This is a genomic window from Bacillus sp. OTU530 (assembly GCF_038440375.1).
Map to the genome: position 1 here is coordinate 56,814 of NZ_JASATP010000012.1, position 16,438 is coordinate 73,251.

Genomic DNA, 16,438 nt, shown 5'->3' on the forward strand with positions numbered 1-16,438 from the left:
GTTCATTGCAAGGTACTTTTGTTTCTTTATTAGTTAAGATACGTTATGCATTATACTTTCTCACTTCTAAATGAGAAAAGGAAGACGTCTAAAATCACGCCTTCCTTTACGCCTCTGTCTTCGCCCAAGTGCAGGGCTTGCCAGTCGGCGAGTTTTCTTTATTTCTCAAACAAAAGCTGCTCAAGTTCATTTAATTTTTCTTCAAACACTTGAAGGGCTTCTTTAACAGGAGCTGGAGATGTCATATCAACGCCCGCCTTTTTCAGCACTTCAATTGGGTAATCAGAGCTTCCTGCCTTTAAGAAATGGCCAATATATTTCTCAACAGCTGGTTCGCCCTCCTCCAAGATTTTCTTCGATAATGCCGTTGCCGCACTAAAGCCTGTTGCGTATTGATATACGTAATAATTGTAATAGAAGTGAGGAATGCGAGACCATTCTAGGCCGATTTCTTCATCAATCACAAGCGCATCGCCAAAGTACTTTTTGTTTAAATCATAGTACATGGACGTCAGTAAATCCGGCGTAAGTGCATGTCCTTCCTGCACCTTCGTATGAATTGCATGCTCAAACTCCGCAAACATCGTTTGACGGAAAACTGTGCCGCGGAAAGTTTCTAAGTAATGGTTCAGCAAGTATAAACGCTTTTTCTTGTCCTCTGTTGTTTGAAGCAGATAATCATTCAACAGTGCCTCATTGCACGTAGATGCTACCTCTGCCACGAAAATCGAGTAATCCCCGTATACGTATGGCTGTGTTTTACGCGTATAATAGCTGTGTACAGAATGACCAAACTCATGGGCCAGAGTGAAGAGGTTATTCACGTTATCTTGCCAATTCATTAAAATATACGGGTTCGTGCCGTATGTACCCGAGGAGTACGCACCGCTTCGTTTCCCTCTGTTTTCGTGTACATCCACCCAACGGTTTTCGTATGCTTCTTTTAAAATTGATACATATTCATCACCAAGCTTCGCAAGCGCCTTTAGCAAAATATCCTGCGCTTCCTCGTACTTAACCTCTATTTTTGCTTCCTTCACAAGCGGCGTGAACAAATCGTACATATGAAGTTCATCGAGCTCAAGGGCACGCTTACGAATCTCAATATACCTATGCAACAAAGGCAGGTGATCATTTACAGTGTTAACAAGCTGATCGTACACAGCTTCTGGGATATTATTATTACTTAGCGCAGCTTGACGCGCTGAATCATATTTGCGAACGCGAGCATAGAAGTTATTTTTCTTTACCGCTCCGCTTAATGTACTTGCAAATGTATTTTTATATTTACCATATGTGTCGTATACCGCCTGAAAAGCATCACGACGCACGCGCTGATCTTCACTTTCTAAAAACTGAATGTAACGTCCGTGCGTGACCTCTACTTCTTCCCCATTTTCATCCTGGATAGATGGGAATTTCAAATCAGCATTATTTAGCATACCAAATGTGTTACTAGATGAGCCTAAAACCTCTGATGCTTGCGCTAGTAACGCTTCTTCACTCTCTGATAACACGTGCGGACGCTGGCGGTTAATTTCATCAAGCGAATGTGAATACACCTTTAGCTCTTCATTTTCCTGTAAAAACGCTTGGATTTTCTCTTCTGGAACTGAAAGAATCTCTGGAACGATATAAGCCATTTCACTAGATGCCTGTGCATACAAGTTTCTTGCTCGATCGTTATACGCTTGATAGAAGGAGTTTGTTGTATCTTGATCGTATCGCATATGAGCGTATGTATACAGCTTACCGAGGCGCATGGTCACTTCATCCTGATATTGAAAAGCTGCAAGCAAATCATTTGCAGAATTGCCAAGCTTCCCTTTAAACTCGCCAAGCTTTGGAAGCATCTCTTTAATTTCCTGAAATTCAGCCTCCCATTGTTCATCCGTCGCAAAAATATCCTCGAGACGCCATGTCGATTCTACAGGTACTTCGTTACGCGCTGGCAATTGCTTTGCTGTTTTTTGTTCCGCCATGTTGATTCCTCCTTTTTTAATTAAGAGCCTGTAATAAGTATTCTCTTCTAGCTGCTTCATTCCTTCCGCACGCTTCTATTATATCCGTTTTTCGGCGGCTGATGTTGCAGACTGCTCATTTCAGAAAAGAAGGAGCGCATGCTTCATTGCCTCCTCATCTCTCGCAAATGCTTCCCCTTCTGTTTGCGGCACAATACTTACCTGCTTTCTTCGATATGTTTGCCCTGACACAAGTTCAATCAGATCGCTGGCGCACAAAAAAGCCATATATTCCTTTAACGTCCTTTTAAAATAGGAAAACGGATAATAAGGGAGAACACGCCTTTGAATAACACTGTGCTGTTCAACATAGCGGACGATTTGCCAAAAGGGGAGGCTCTCTCCTGCTCGCATCGGTTCAATAAGATCAAACAAAATAAGGCTTTGCCAAATGATAGCTGGCGTTTGAATCGCAAGGAGTGAGGGCAGCGGGACACCCGCTTCTGCTGGAAGACGAGACGGAGAAATTCCTTTCGTATACATGTATTGAAAAAATTCTTCGTAGCCGCGGCGCATATGTAAAAACTGGCCCATACGCCAGCGCTTTTTCTTTTGCAGCCATTGCTGCTCCAGCTGTTCAAAGGAAAAGAGGGATGGAGAAAAGATAGAAGAGATGGTGGCTGAAGATATACGATGGACAAATGTATGAGCAAATGATGTGGAAGAGGAAAACGGCAGAAGAGGAGAGCATTTGAAAAATGAAGCATGATCCGGACAGAAATAGAGAACATATGGAATTCTATTCTGTGCAAATAAAGCAGGAAAAGAAGAAAGCCGAAGCCAGTGGGCCGCATAGCGCTTATACTGGTTGCCACCCAGAATCCATAATACGCGTAAGCCCTCGCGCCAATACGAATGAGTTCGTTCCAAAAATCTTTTCGTAGGAATAGGGGAGCATTGAAACTCAACCGCTGCTTGTACATCAGCACGAGTAAGCAGTAAATCAGGACGCTGGCGAATCGAGGGCAAATATACTTCAGGTTCCGTTAAAAAACCTTGGGTCTTAAACCAATGATACAGCATTTCTTTTCCGGCGAGATGGTATGCTGATTCCGGCTCTAAGTCGAGCTTGCACACCATCGTACGCTTATGGGCAAAATGATATTTTTTCCTCGTGCCCAGCTTCAGCTGTACCTCACTTTCACAAACAGGGCAGAAAAACACCTCGCGTTCACGCATCTCCTGCAGCAGCTCCTTGCCAAGAGGCTGCAGTAAGTTAAGGCGTTCTCCGTTTTGTTTTAAGGCTACAAACAAAATACCACACTCCTTTCGCTTGTTAATTTCTATAAACAAAACGAAGAGTCCTTCTTCTTTGATTATAACAGCGGTGACAGGAGGCGATATGTGGATTCAACAATACGCATCACAAGACGTCTCTTGTTAAACTGATCCATATGAATTTCCTTTGAAACGGTCAAATCTTCTTCAAAGTCTTGTACAAGCTTATGAATGCTTGCTGTGTCATATAAAAATGCATTGATTTCAAAGTTCAAATGAAAACTCCTCATATCCATGTTGGCAGTGCCAATAGAAGCGAGAGAGAAATCAACTATTACGATCTTGCTATGCAAAAAACCTCTTTCATATTCATAAATCTTTGCCCCTGCCTCAAGAAGCTCTGGAAAATAGGAACGGGACGCATAAAAAACAGTTCGTTTGTCAGGCTTGCTCGGTACGAGTAAACGCACATCGATCCCGGCCAGTGCAGCTACCTTTAATGCGGCCAGAATATCATCATCTGGAATAAAATAGGGTGTAGCAATCCAAATGGACTTACGCGCTGAAGAAATCATCGCAAAGTACAAATGCTTAATGGTCTCCCATTTACTATCGGGTCCCCCTGCCACAAGCTGCACACCTCCAAGTCCTTCTCCTTCGATGCGCTCCGTACTAAGCAAGATAGAATCCAGAGCTGCTTCACCAGTCATATAAAACCAATCCTGTAAAAAAATCATCTGCAGACTTTGAACTGCCTCGCCGCGTAAATACAAGTGAGTATCTCGCCAAAAGCCGAAATATTTATCTTTTCCTAAATATTCATCCCCGATGTTTAAGCCCCCGACAAACCCTTCTTTACCATCTACGACGATAATCTTCCGATGGTTTCGATAATTAATCTTGTCATTTAAAATAGGGAAACGAACTGGGAAGAACGGAAGCATTTCCACTCCGCCGCTTCTCAGCTTCCCCACATAAGCTTTAGAGAGGCGGAAGCTGCCAACAGCATCATACAAAAATCGAACCTTCACCCCTTCCGCCTGTTTACGAAGAAGAATCTCTTGGATTTCAGTTCCAATTTTATCATCACGAACGATATAATACTCCATATGAATATGATGCTGCGCCTTCTCAAGCACCTCTTTGATAGAAGAAAATGTCTCTTCTCCGTTTGTTAACACCTTGGTTTCAGTCTGGAAGGAAATATTCAGTGAACCAAGACGCGACGCAAGGCGAAATAACAGTTCCTGATGCGTATGCTCCGCTAAAAACTGCTGTTGCCTCTCGTTTTCTTTATATTGTAAAAATGCCTGTTCATCCAGAAGCGCTTTCTTTTGAAACATTCGTTTCCGGCGAAAATTTTGTCCAAATAATAAATAAGCAAAAAAGCCGAAGACCGGGAAAATACCGAGAACAATGAGCCATGTCAACGTTTTAGACGGTTGTCGATTTTCAAGAAAAATCACAAAACCGATAAAAAAAGCCGACAAGGTAAACAACACGCTCAGTACACCAAATACTGAAATGTTTTTATGTATCAAATCTGAATAAAACGTCGCATCATTCACGAGACGAAGAGTAAGAAAAACTGCAAATAATAGAATAAAAAACAAGATAAGTTTTAAAACATTCTTCATATCGTGCCCCCTTTCTAAAGGATAGATTTCCTAGCGTTACTTTCTCTTTTAGGAGTACAGTATAAGGACAATTACGCGTCTGTCTTCGCCCAAAGGCAAAGCTTGCCAATCGGCGAGTTTTCTTTAAAGTGTGTTCACATTTCTCATTGCCTGGTCTCTGTAGTATACTCTCTATGCGGAAAAGCTCCCGCCTGATGAAGCAATCCATTTTGCTTATTATATGCGACAATGAAAAAGCCGATTTCAGTATAAAGAAATCGGCCTACGCTTTTAAAGAAAAGTTTTTGCGGATGACAGATAGGGCACTTTCAGAGATTACGGTTTTACCGTACTCCTGCACACGATGAATGGTCATAGCAGATTCTTCGCCATACTCCATAATAATGCTTAAAATGCTATCCATTTCCTCTTCATCGTGTAACTCTTCATCAAATTCTACATATAAATAGTATCGTCCGTCAAAAACATATAATTCATTTTGAATGTCCTCAAGCGCGATACAATGGCTTAATGAGATGACATCTTCAAAATCTTGAAACTTCACAAGAAACCCTAATGTTCCATCCTGACTTAAGTACGTATAGTCTTCCTGCTCAAGCTGCTGCTCGAATAGAGATTCGATCCGTTCATCAAGCGGAATATCAATCACTTTATCAAGACCAATTGGTAACTCAAGCTTTTGACCATCCTTTGAGATTTGAGCTCTCGTTACAATAACCTCAATTCCTTTTTCAAGCGCCTGTACCTGGATCCAAAGCGGACCGTCGACAAAGAAGTCATCCTGGTCGCGTACTTCGTCCATCATCTCCCAGAATAACTGTTCGCTTTTTTCACGGTTATACCAAATTTCCTCCCGGTTAAAGCCGCGTTCCTCTATATCGATGTATGATATATAAAATTTGACTGTATGATCGTTAATTCTTTCAATATCCAATTCTGCTCTCTCCCTTCCTATTTGGCATATTTGATGAAGGGACCCCCCCTAGACTATGGTGCATTTGTACTATCATATCACGATGCTGGAAAATCCTCTAGGAAATCTTGTACTCTCATTTTATGATAAGAAGCGTCGAAATGGAAATAAAATTACCGCTTTTTTAAAAAACAGACATTTGCCCTACAAAAAACAAGCAGAAAAGGCTGCTCTAGCCATTTCTATGAATCGTTTTTGACATTTCTCTAGCATTTCTACGCCTTTTCTCTCCGCTCGGTTAGCATAAAATTCTTCGACAGACTTAGATCATTTCCTTTTCTTGACAGTTCGTAACGTTGTCCCTTATATTGATTAAAAGTACTGAGACAGAAAACTAATAAACGGGGGACTATACATATGGATTTTGACTTTCTTATGTCGATCCTTATGATTGTAGGCATCGATATTGTTTTAGGAGGAGACAATGCGATTGTCATTGCCTTGGCGAGCCGTAATTTGCCGGAAACTCAACGCAATAAGGCCATCTTCCTCGGCACAGGTTTAGCCATTATTGTTCGTATTTTATTAACAATTATTGCCGTATACCTGCTTGTGATTCCATTTTTACAGCTGATTGGCGCTGTTTTGCTCCTATTTATCTCCTATAACCTGCTTACAGGTGAAGGAGAAGATCTCTCCAAGATTCAAGCAAGTCCTACCTTAATGGCAGCCGTCCGTACAATTGTGTTTGCTGATATCGTAATGGGGTTTGATAATGTCCTCGCAGTTGCCGGTGCTGCACACGGAAATATTATTCTTGTTGTGTTAGGATTAATTGTTTCCATTCCTATCATTATATGGGGCAGCAAGCTCATTTTAGTACTAATGGAAAAGTTCTCTATTCTCGTTTATGTCGGCTCTGGAATTTTAGCATATACGGCCGGCAAAATGGCAACCCATGAAGAAAGACTAGCCAGCTTCCTTGAGGAAAACATCTTTCTGCAGACGGGAATTCCAGCAGCGGCAGTTGTCGGTGTGTTGGTAGCTGGGTATATCGCCAATCAAATTAGGCTAAAGAAAGCGCATAACTGAATGAAACAACATAAGGAATGAACATGTAAATATCCATAATGGCTTAATCCGCACAAAAGAAGGAGAGGGTGTCCCAGAAGATAGCGCATTGCTAGCCTCTTAGGACACCCTTTGTCGTTATTTCACTTTTCTAAGTGTAAATATTTTGGAATCAAAATCTCGTTTATTCATAATAGCTGTATCATCAAAGCCCAATTCTCCCCTGATTGGCGGTGTTAATACAATTCCGATGTTTTCTAGCTCACTGCCTGTATACTGCAAGCCATTTTCTTCAATCTCATATAGAGCACTAGGATCTAATCCTGGAACCCTTACTCTTCGGTAGCCATCATTGGGAATAGACAGCACTTGGAACCATGCTACGATTGCCTGTTCTTTATCTTTTGTTTTTACCATCCACATGGTTTCGTTTTCTTCAAAAGGACTAGCTAAACGGGTAAACTCTCCAAATAATAATAGTTCACGATTTCTTTTGTAGTATTTAATTTGTTCTTTGATTTCTTGCATTTCTTCCTCTGTTAATTTATTTGGATCTAATTCATATCCAAATACACCAAAAAACGCTACATTTGCACGAGTATCAAGTGGAGTAATTCGTCCAACTTGATGGTTAGGAACAGCAGATACATGTGCTCCTATAGAACTAACCGGATAAACCATTGAGGTACCGTATTGAATTTTCAGGCGTTCGATTGCATCACTATCATCACTTGTCCATGTTTGTGGAGCATAATAAAGCATTCCAGGATCAAATCGTCCGCCGCCTGATGCACAAGATTCAATTAGTAAATTAGGGTGCCTTTCCAGTAATTTATCATATAAAGTGTAGACGCCTAAGATATAACGATGCATTAACTCCCCTTGTGATTTTGAATCTAAATAAGCTGAATATGCTTCAGAAATATTCCGGTTCATATCCCATTTAACATAAGAAATGTTCGCATTACTTAAGATGTCATCCATCATTTCAAAAATATGTTCTACCACTTCTGGATTACCATAATCCAGTACATATTGAAAGCGAGCCGGTTTTCTAAAACGCCCTGGTGTCCCGATAATCCATTCAGGGTGTTCCTTCATTATATGAGAGTCACTGTTAGACATTTCTGGTTCGAACCACAGGCCAAACTCCATTCCTAAATCGTTTACCTTCTTCGCTAAACCATCAATTCCGTTGGGAAGCTTTTCTTTATTCACATACCAGTCACCTAATGATGAATTATCTAAATCACGCTTTCCAAACCAGCCATCATCTAATACAAATAATTCCACACCTAACTCACTCGCTGTTTCCGCAATACTGATGATTTTGTCTTCCGTAAAATCCAAGTAGGTTCCTTCCCAGTTATTCATGACCACAGGACGAGCTTTATGTGCCCACTTAGGATTAATTAAATGATTGTTATATAAATCGTGATAAGCGTGACTCATACCATTCAAACCTTTATCTGAAAATACAAGCACTGCTTCTGGGGAATAAAACTCACCATGTGGTTTTAATTTCCATTGGAAGCGGTTTGGATGGATACCAATCATTAAACGATTGACATAGTAGTTATCCACATCCACTTGAGCTAGAAAGTTCCCACTGTACACTAAGTTCATACTATATACATTGCCATGATTTTCTGTAGCTTCTGGATGCGCCAACGCAATAAAAGGATTATGGTGGTGGCTGCTTGCCCCGCGAGTTGAATATACTGCTTTAACTCCTGGTTCAGCTGGAGAACGATAAAAATGTCTTTCCCTGCCCCATAAGCCAGATAGGTGAATGACATCATATTTTTGATCCGGAATATCCACACTGGCGCTTAATAATCGTTCAATTGTAATATTTTCATTACCATTGTTGTGCAGGCGTACTGATCTTGTAATAACAGGAAGAGTATTGAATATCGTATAGTTCAATTCTACTTCCAAACCTGACAATTCATCCTTCATAAAGATAGTTAACGTTTCGCACTCATCTTGATTGGCAAAAGTTGCTGGCATACCAAGAAGCTTTGTTTTTCCCTTAGCTGTTTTATACGAATTATATTCTAGCTCTAATATATGAGAACCATTCTCAAAAGAGACATCAATAGCAGCTTCTCTGAAATCGCCGCCACCACTTGATGGAAATTCTTGTTTAATGCTATCCAAACAAGTAGTTAAGTCATTATCAAACTCGACAACAGATACAGGACGGAAACTTCTTTCAACTAAGCGACTAACAGAATCAGAAAAAACGATTTTACTTCCATAATAAATATGTTCTAACTGCTTATTTTCCATAACACGGAAAATGTAACTAATTTTATCATTCGTTAAGTGAAACGTCTTTTCTTGTTCATTAATAAATATACTCACTTGCTATTCCTACCTTCATGATTTTTTGCACTGTAGAAACGTATAGCCGAATTGAAATATCTTCGCTTGGTATCCTGCAAAACTTAGCAGATACCAAGCGAATTTACAATTCTCACCCATTTAATTGGACAGCCGCATATTATCCTTTTACCGCTCCAGACGATAAACCGCTAATGAAATACTTTTGCAGGAACAAGTATAAAACGATAATTGGCAGCGCTGCTAGAAGTGACCCTGAAGCCACCCAGCCAACATTGTTCGTATATTGAGAGAAGAACGCCGCTAGGGAAACTGTAACCGTCTTTGCCTCTGTGCTTTGCAGGAAAAAGACGGAGAATTGGTAGTCATTCCAAACATTAACCCCTGTCAAAATAGTTACCGTTGCCGTAACTGGTTTTAAAAGCGGCATAATAATTCGGAAGAATAGCCCGAATCGGCTCATTCCATCCATCATCGCTGCCTCATCCAGCTCCTGTGGAATCGTGCTAATAAATCCAGTAAATAAGAAGATTGTCATTGGTAAATTGAAGGTTACGTGCAGGAGGATAATCGCCCAGTACGAGTTCATTCCCCCAATGTCAACGATAAACTTGTAAAGCGGTACTAAAATAGTAAGCGGCGGTACAATGAGCGCTGAAATAAAGATCAAATACATGCTTTTATTCAAACGAGTTTTGTATCTTGCTAACGGATAGGCCGCAAATGATCCTAGAATAATGACAAGGACTACAGAAACCGCTGTGATAATGACATTATTGAAAAAAGCTGACTGCAGATGCGCTTGTTCCCAAACTTCTTTAAAATTATCGACAGACCACGAAGAAGGGAGAAGCCATTTTGAGCTTGTATCCCCCATTCCCTTTAGCGAGGTTGTAAGCAATAGATAAAAAGGAATGATATGGGCAATGCTGATTACAATCATGAGGGGCAGCATCCATGTTTTATTTTTCTTCATCACGCAATCTCCTTTTTTCTTAAATAAACTAATGCTGACATGCTAATGACGGAAATAAGTACAAACATCAGATTCCCTAGTGATGCAGCATAGCCAGCATCCTGACTGGCAAAATAAATTTTATACATCATTGTCGATAATGATTGTGATGCATATCCCGGACCTCCATTTGTTAACGCCACAATGACATCAAATAGCTTCAAACCGCCAATTAAGTTCAAAACAACGTTAATCGTAATCGATGGCATTAATAACGGAAGGGTAACATTCCAGAACTGTCCAAACTTAGAAGCGCCATCTAGTTCAGCTGCTTCATAATAATCGCTTGGAATCGATTGCAAACCAGCTAGATAAATAACCATTGCAATCCCCATATACTGGAATGTGTTTACAAATGTTAAAATCCAAACATTCAGCTTAGGATCTGCTAGTAGGTTGAGAGGTTCATCTTGGAATAGCAAAACAATATCATTCAATGCTCCACCTTTGAATTGAAAGAAAAAGTACCAAATGAATCCCATAATAAGAGGACTGATAATAACTGGCAAATATACAATCGTCCGTACAATTCCTCTGAATTTAATACTTTGATTTAATAAAAGCGCATACAATAAACCGCACACATTTTGGAACAATGTACTTCCGACCCCATAAATGAGCGTATTCTTAATAACTGTTAAAATATTAGGATCAGAAAACATTCTTTGATAGTTCTCCCATCCTACCCAACTGAAGGTTTGCGAATAACCATCCCAGTTTGTAAAAGAAATTTTAAGCCCATTTATGAAAGGGTAAAAAATGAAGACACAAAACAAAAGCAAGGCTGGTAAATACATCAAATTTAACCAGAAAGGGGAGCTTCCCTTAAACATTTTGGCAAATGAGCTTTTCCTCTTTGCCTTTGGCTGTATATAACGTTCTCTAACAGCAATTTTTTCCTCCACTTCTCCCACACTCCTATTTTTAATGTGAGGGTTACCCATCTAAGCAACCCTCACAATTTTTTATTCTATATCCTATCAGCAGGATGAAGACTTCCTTTACACTGTAAGAAAGCATAAATTTCCAGCGAGAAGCGAATTCGACGTAGTCGGAAATTTTAGGAATACAGTATAAGTAGGGCTTGCCAATCGGCGAGTTTTCTTTATTTTTGCTGCTGGCTGTGCAAACGTTCCACTTCTTTCTCCATTTTTTCGGAGAATTGCTTAGGCGTAATCGATCCTGCAAGTAGTTCTTGTCCTTGTGTGCAAAGAACATCCCACATACCGTTTGGCAGATATACACGGTCAAAGTAAGGGAATACACGTGTGGAAGCATACTCTTGATAATATTTTGTCAAATCGCCTAAATCCTCATTAACACCCTTGATGCCTGCAGGTAAGCCTGTAGTTTCTGCCATTGTTTTTAAGTTTTCAGTCTTAGCAAAGTACGCTAATAGCTTTTTAGCTTCTTTAACATGCTTGGAATCCTTCCATACAGCCATCGTATATCTTTCTCCGCCTGAGAACGCTGGTTCATCGCCTGCAACCATTGCTGGTACCGGCATATATCCAACTTTCACCTTCGGATTCATTTCCTTAGCTTGTGTGACAGATTGAGGTCCATCAAATAGAAAGGCCACTTCTCCGTTAGCAAACATTTGAGGTATATCGCTTCGTTTTGCCGTAAGGACGTCTTTGTTAATTAAACCTTTGTCATTCATTTCCTTAAGCTTTTCAGGAAGAGCTGTCCATCCGGACCAATCAAACTTGCCATCTAATAGAGCATCCGCGTAGTTCTTTTCTGGACTAATCAATAAAGGTGTTGCAAAGTAATCAAAGAATTGTCCAATTGTTGATGAATCGATTCCGGAGAAGAAAAACGGTGTAACTTTTCCGTTACTTTCTTTTTTAATTTTCTCACCAGCTGCGATGAGTTCGTCCATTGTTTTAGGTACTGAAATTCCGTATTTTTCTAAGATTTCCGCGTTATAAGTGATGCCATCCTTCGCTTCATTTAACGGTAAAGCATAAACTTTTCCTTGTTCATCAGTAATAACCGGTTTTATTGAATCCGTCAATTGAGATGCCCACTCCTGATCCTTTAAATCAGCTAAATACTTACCGTAGCGGATTTTAGACCAGCCATGCGTGTCGAACACATCTGGTAAATCATTTGCTGCCATTTTAACCTTCATCATATTTTCATAATCCTGGCCTGGGAATTGAATCTCTACATCAATGCTTGGGTTTTCCTTTTCAAAGCTCTCTGTTATTTTTGTCATTGCGTTTTTTGTTTCCTGCTCACTTGCTGAACTGAAAACGGTCAATTTCACCTGATCACCTTTCGCTTCGGTGGATGATTTTTCTCCGCTTGAGCAGCCAAAGAGTGTAACTGCAGATAACATTGTTACGAGAGTAGTAGCAACCTTCTTCTTCATATGAATCCCCCTTAATATGTTTAAGCCATAACGTCTGATAAGGAACGTTTCACTAACTGTAACTTTTTTTCTTTACATCCCCCTATGCTACCGTAAATGCTGCGTTCATTCCATCCGTTATCTCTTGCTTATCTGTATTCTATCACCTTTGAACGCGTTTTCATGTGACGTAAAACTACAATGAAAGCGCTCTTTTCTCCACTCTTCCTTTTCCATCCTTTCCTCCGATGCTCTTGCTATTCTTCCCAATATATGTTTATATGATGGAGAAATTAAATTCCATTTCAATGTAAATATTTACAAATAATTGTTAACATTAATACTATTCTGCTAAACTTATTAACGAAAACGATTTATCACATTTACGCATTTAGGCGGCATAGATACAACCAAACTGGTAATAGGAAGGTGCAGCAGCAACTATGAAACTCGCTTACTCGTTACGATTTAAGCTATCTACATTCTACTTAATCATTATTGTAATTCCTGTTCTTATCATTTCCATCATCATGCCTTATTATTACCAATATTTGATTTCAAAGGAAACAGAGAAGCTGACTGAAAGCACATTGGCATCTTTAAGCAATAATATTAATACTTACCTGGATGACCTATCACGCATTACGATTATTCCTTACCTGAACGAGAATATTATGTTTGCTCTGCAGCAGGTAGCCAGTAATCAATATGAAACAGCGGAACCCTATACGCAGCTCATGGTAAACCGTGCTCTCTATGAATCTCTTCCAAAATATTTACAATTTACAAGAGAAGACATTCTTTCTATGATCATTACAACACGAAACGGTTCTTCCTTTGTCCATTCGCGAAACAGTGGAACCGAGGTTGCTGACTACCCTTATACGGAGCAGGATTGGTATAACCGGGCAAAAGCCAACAATGGCAAGGTTACATTCATTCCAACACATGTCCAGGATTACATCACGAACTCCAAACCAGTTCAAGTATTTTCTGTGGCTCGGCTTATTAAGGATCCGGAGACACAACGCCCTTTAGCTGTAATAATGGCTGATGCTGATATGAGAGCCTTTGAAAAAATAATTAAAGGCATAGATTTAAACAATAAAAGCTCCATTATCACGATTATGGATGACCGTGGGGATTTATTTTTTTCCAGTAAAACTCTATCAGAATCATTGCGTGAGCAAATTCAAGACGAGCCTGAGGTTGTAAAAGATGGCCGTGACTCCTATGTTGTCGTTTCTAAGGTTATACAGCCTTCCAATTGGAAGTTGGTTGTTTTGCTGTCAAAGTCAGAAATTGCCGCTAAAGTTCATTGGATGTTCACCATCGGTATTTTATTTGCCGTAAGCGGAGTTTGCATTACTTTCTTTCTTTTCTTTGTGCTGTCACGTTGGATTCTCCGTCCTTTTCAGGAAATGGTTCGAGTCATGAAGCAAGTAGAGCGTGGTCATTTTGATGTACGTCTGCAAACCCACGGGCAAGATGAAATTGCCCTGCTTGGGAATGCATTCAATACAATGATTTCAAAGGTGAACGACTTGATTGACAGAGAATATCGCGCGGTTCTCAATCAACGAAATGCTGAATATCGTGCTCTGCAATCACAAATTCAACCCCATTTTCTGTATAATACCTTAAATGGATTTATTGGGTTGAACCGGCTGGGAGATCGTAAAACATTAGAAAAAGCAATTTTATCATTAAGCTCCATGCTGCGGTATACTTTAGATCAGGCTGATTGGTCAACCCTTGGTGAGGAGTTCAAGTTCTTAGAAAAATATTGTCATCTTCAGGGAATGCGCTTCCAAGAGCGGATGACAACTCATATCCATTTGGATGATACTGTTTCTAACTATAAAATACCGAAATTACTTCTACAGCCTCTCGTTGAGAATGCGATTATCCATGGCTTGGAAGCATCAGAGCACCCGTGTTCCATTCATATCTCTGCTCACCTAGAAGAGCAAGATGGTCAAGCATTTTTATGCATTTCTGTTAAAGACGATGGAGCTGGGTTTGATATGACAAAAAAGAAAGAAAAAATAAGTGTGGGTCTTTCTAACATTCAAGTGCGACTAAAGATGGCCTATCCCGGCTCTACCTTTACAATCCACAGTCAAGTTGGACAAGGAACAGCTGTTGTAATTCAAATCCCAAAAAAGGAAGTGACCATATGAGAGTTGTGATTGCGGATGATGAAAGTCTAGTAAGAGCCAGTCTTCGAAGCATGCTAGAGGAATTAGAACTTCCCGTATCTATCGTCGGAGAAGCAGCTAATGGTGAAGAAACCCTTGCATTAGTGCAGGAGTATGAGCCTGATCTCGTGTTCATTGACATCCAAATGCCAAAGCTAAACGGCCTAGGAGCGATTGAGAGCGGCAAAAAGCTCTCGCCCCAAACGAGCTGGATTATTCTGACCGGTTTTTCCGAATTCAACTATGCACGTGAAGCCATTCGCCTTGGAGCTGACAACTACTTATTAAAGCCTGTAAGCCCTGAAGAATTGGAAGAAGCCCTGCAAGGATGGCTGAAAAAACATGAAAAACACAAATTATTTCGTAACTCACAGTTTGAGAATCAAATGATAGCTCTCGCCCACAGGCTAAGCTCCATTGAAGATACAAATAATCAAGACACACTCATGGACACCGCTTTTCTTTGTGCTACTTTCTTTATAGATAGTCACCTAGAGGAAAAGCAAAAAGCAGACATACTCTTACAATTCTCTCTAGCTTTAAGACAGTGTGCTTACAGACACATCGGAGGAGACGCAAAAATAGCGATTTATACACGCCCTACAGGAGAGGTATTTACCGTTGGCTGTTGGAAATATACGAAACAAACAGCAGGAAAAACAAAAATCCAAGAGTATTTTGGTGAGATTAATGAGATGATCATCCATTTCTCTAATGAAAATGCGGCCATTACAGCCATCCAAAGTGCCGACTGCTCCTCATTTGAAGATTTTCAGCAGCAAATAAACAAAATACTAGATTTATCTGCCCTTCGAACTATCGGAGGAATTCATAAAAAGTGGGGTATTGAGCAGCTATCCGCTTATCAGACAGACTCACATATAACTGAACTGAGCTGCATTCTCATTCAACTGTCTGACTACTATAAAGCGGAAATCTACCTCAACTATATGAAGACAGTAACTGATTTCGAAAAGGCACTTCTAAATGCAAAGCTGAGCAAACAAAGCAAAGCACAAATTTGCCTTTTTCTTCATTATGCGCTTGGCTGCTCACTCCAAGCAGAAGAAGACGTGAATACCTGGATTCAAAAGCTCCAACATCACGGCAGTCAGCTGCTTGCCCAAAACCAAAAAAATGAAAATCGTCAAACAGACCTTGTAGATCAAGCTATTGCATTTATCGATCAAAATTATATGAACAATATTGGTGTTGGCCAGATTGCAGAACAGCTAAATGTAACGCCTAATTATTTAAGCACTCTTTTCCATAAAAAAACAGGTATTACATTTACAAAATACATTATGAAGACACGTATTCTGAAAGCGAAGGAGTTATTATTAAACGATACTATGCAGGTTCAACAAGTTGCAGAAGCAGTTGGGTATTATAGCACCCGCCACTTTACTAAGCTTTTCACAGAATTCGTCGGCTGCTATCCTTCCGAGTTCCGCAATCAGTTTAAAATGGAGAATACGTCAACTACCACCACTTAAACGTTAACACGTTTTTCCCACAAAGGGACTTCTTTCCGGAAAATCTGTTAAAAAATAATAAAACTTATGAAAAATAAAACCCTGACTTCTTTCTCTACTCTAAAGTGGAAATCAGGGTCTTTTTTGTTCGTATGAGCCCTTACTCTCACTATATACAA

At 40.0% G+C, this 16,438-nt stretch carries 11 protein-coding genes; 3 read left to right on the plus strand and 8 right to left on the minus strand.

Annotated elements, in window-relative coordinates:
- Positions 1-158 precede the first annotated feature (158 nt).
- The 4 genes from pepF to mecA all read right to left on the minus strand — a co-directional run bounded on the left by pepF (position 159) and on the right by mecA (position 5,810).
- Positions 159-1,982, minus strand: coding sequence for an oligoendopeptidase F (gene pepF / locus AAHB12_RS11330; protein WP_129729057.1), 1,824 nt, complete (start codon positions 1,980-1,982; stop codon positions 159-161).
- 120 nt (positions 1,983-2,102) lie between these two features.
- Positions 2,103-3,275: a competence protein CoiA family protein gene (locus AAHB12_RS11335; RefSeq protein WP_165350831.1), complete on the minus strand. Its 1,173-nt coding sequence runs from the start codon at positions 3,273-3,275 to the stop codon at positions 2,103-2,105.
- Positions 3,276-3,337: 62 nt separating this feature from the next.
- Positions 3,338-4,876, minus strand: coding sequence for a cardiolipin synthase (cls, locus tag AAHB12_RS11340; RefSeq protein ID WP_129729059.1), 1,539 nt, complete (start codon positions 4,874-4,876; stop codon positions 3,338-3,340).
- A gap of 262 nt (positions 4,877-5,138) precedes the next feature.
- A complete protein-coding gene (mecA, locus tag AAHB12_RS11345; RefSeq protein WP_342045391.1) occupies positions 5,139-5,810 on the minus strand; it encodes an adaptor protein MecA in 672 nt (223 codons plus the stop codon).
- A 396-nt stretch (positions 5,811-6,206) separates the two neighbouring features.
- Between mecA and AAHB12_RS11350 the strand changes: the two genes are divergently transcribed.
- Positions 6,207-6,881, plus strand: coding sequence for a TerC family protein (locus AAHB12_RS11350; protein ID WP_342045392.1), 675 nt, complete (start codon positions 6,207-6,209; stop codon positions 6,879-6,881).
- A gap of 117 nt (positions 6,882-6,998) precedes the next feature.
- On the opposite strand, the gene AAHB12_RS11355 is transcribed toward AAHB12_RS11350, so the two are convergent.
- The 4 genes from AAHB12_RS11355 to AAHB12_RS11370 all read right to left on the minus strand — a co-directional run bounded on the left by AAHB12_RS11355 (position 6,999) and on the right by AAHB12_RS11370 (position 12,604).
- Positions 6,999-9,230, minus strand: a complete 2,232-nt coding sequence (locus AAHB12_RS11355; RefSeq protein ID WP_342045393.1) for an alpha-galactosidase — start codon at positions 9,228-9,230, stop codon at positions 6,999-7,001.
- 139 nt (positions 9,231-9,369) lie between these two features.
- The gene (locus AAHB12_RS11360) at positions 9,370-10,185 is read right to left on the minus strand and encodes a carbohydrate ABC transporter permease (RefSeq protein WP_342045394.1); all 816 of its coding nucleotides are present in this window, start codon (positions 10,183-10,185) and stop codon (positions 9,370-9,372) included.
- On the minus strand, positions 10,185-11,057 hold the full coding sequence (locus tag AAHB12_RS11365; protein ID WP_129729101.1) for a carbohydrate ABC transporter permease: 873 nt from the start codon (positions 11,055-11,057) through the stop codon (positions 10,185-10,187). The genes AAHB12_RS11360 and AAHB12_RS11365 overlap by 1 nt, the downstream gene beginning before the upstream one ends.
- 272 nt (positions 11,058-11,329) lie before the next feature.
- Complete coding sequence (locus tag AAHB12_RS11370; RefSeq protein WP_342045395.1) at positions 11,330-12,604, minus strand: ABC transporter substrate-binding protein; 1,275 nt, start codon at positions 12,602-12,604, stop codon at positions 11,330-11,332.
- A 422-nt stretch (positions 12,605-13,026) separates the two neighbouring features.
- On the opposite strand from AAHB12_RS11370, the gene AAHB12_RS11375 reads away from it, so the two are divergent.
- The gene (locus AAHB12_RS11375) at positions 13,027-14,766 is read left to right on the plus strand and encodes a cache domain-containing sensor histidine kinase (RefSeq protein WP_342045396.1); all 1,740 of its coding nucleotides are present in this window, start codon (positions 13,027-13,029) and stop codon (positions 14,764-14,766) included.
- Complete coding sequence (locus AAHB12_RS11380) at positions 14,763-16,280, plus strand: response regulator transcription factor (protein WP_342045397.1); 1,518 nt, start codon at positions 14,763-14,765, stop codon at positions 16,278-16,280. Before AAHB12_RS11375 ends, AAHB12_RS11380 begins: the two co-directional genes overlap by 4 nt.
- Positions 16,281-16,438: the final 158 nt, after the last annotated feature.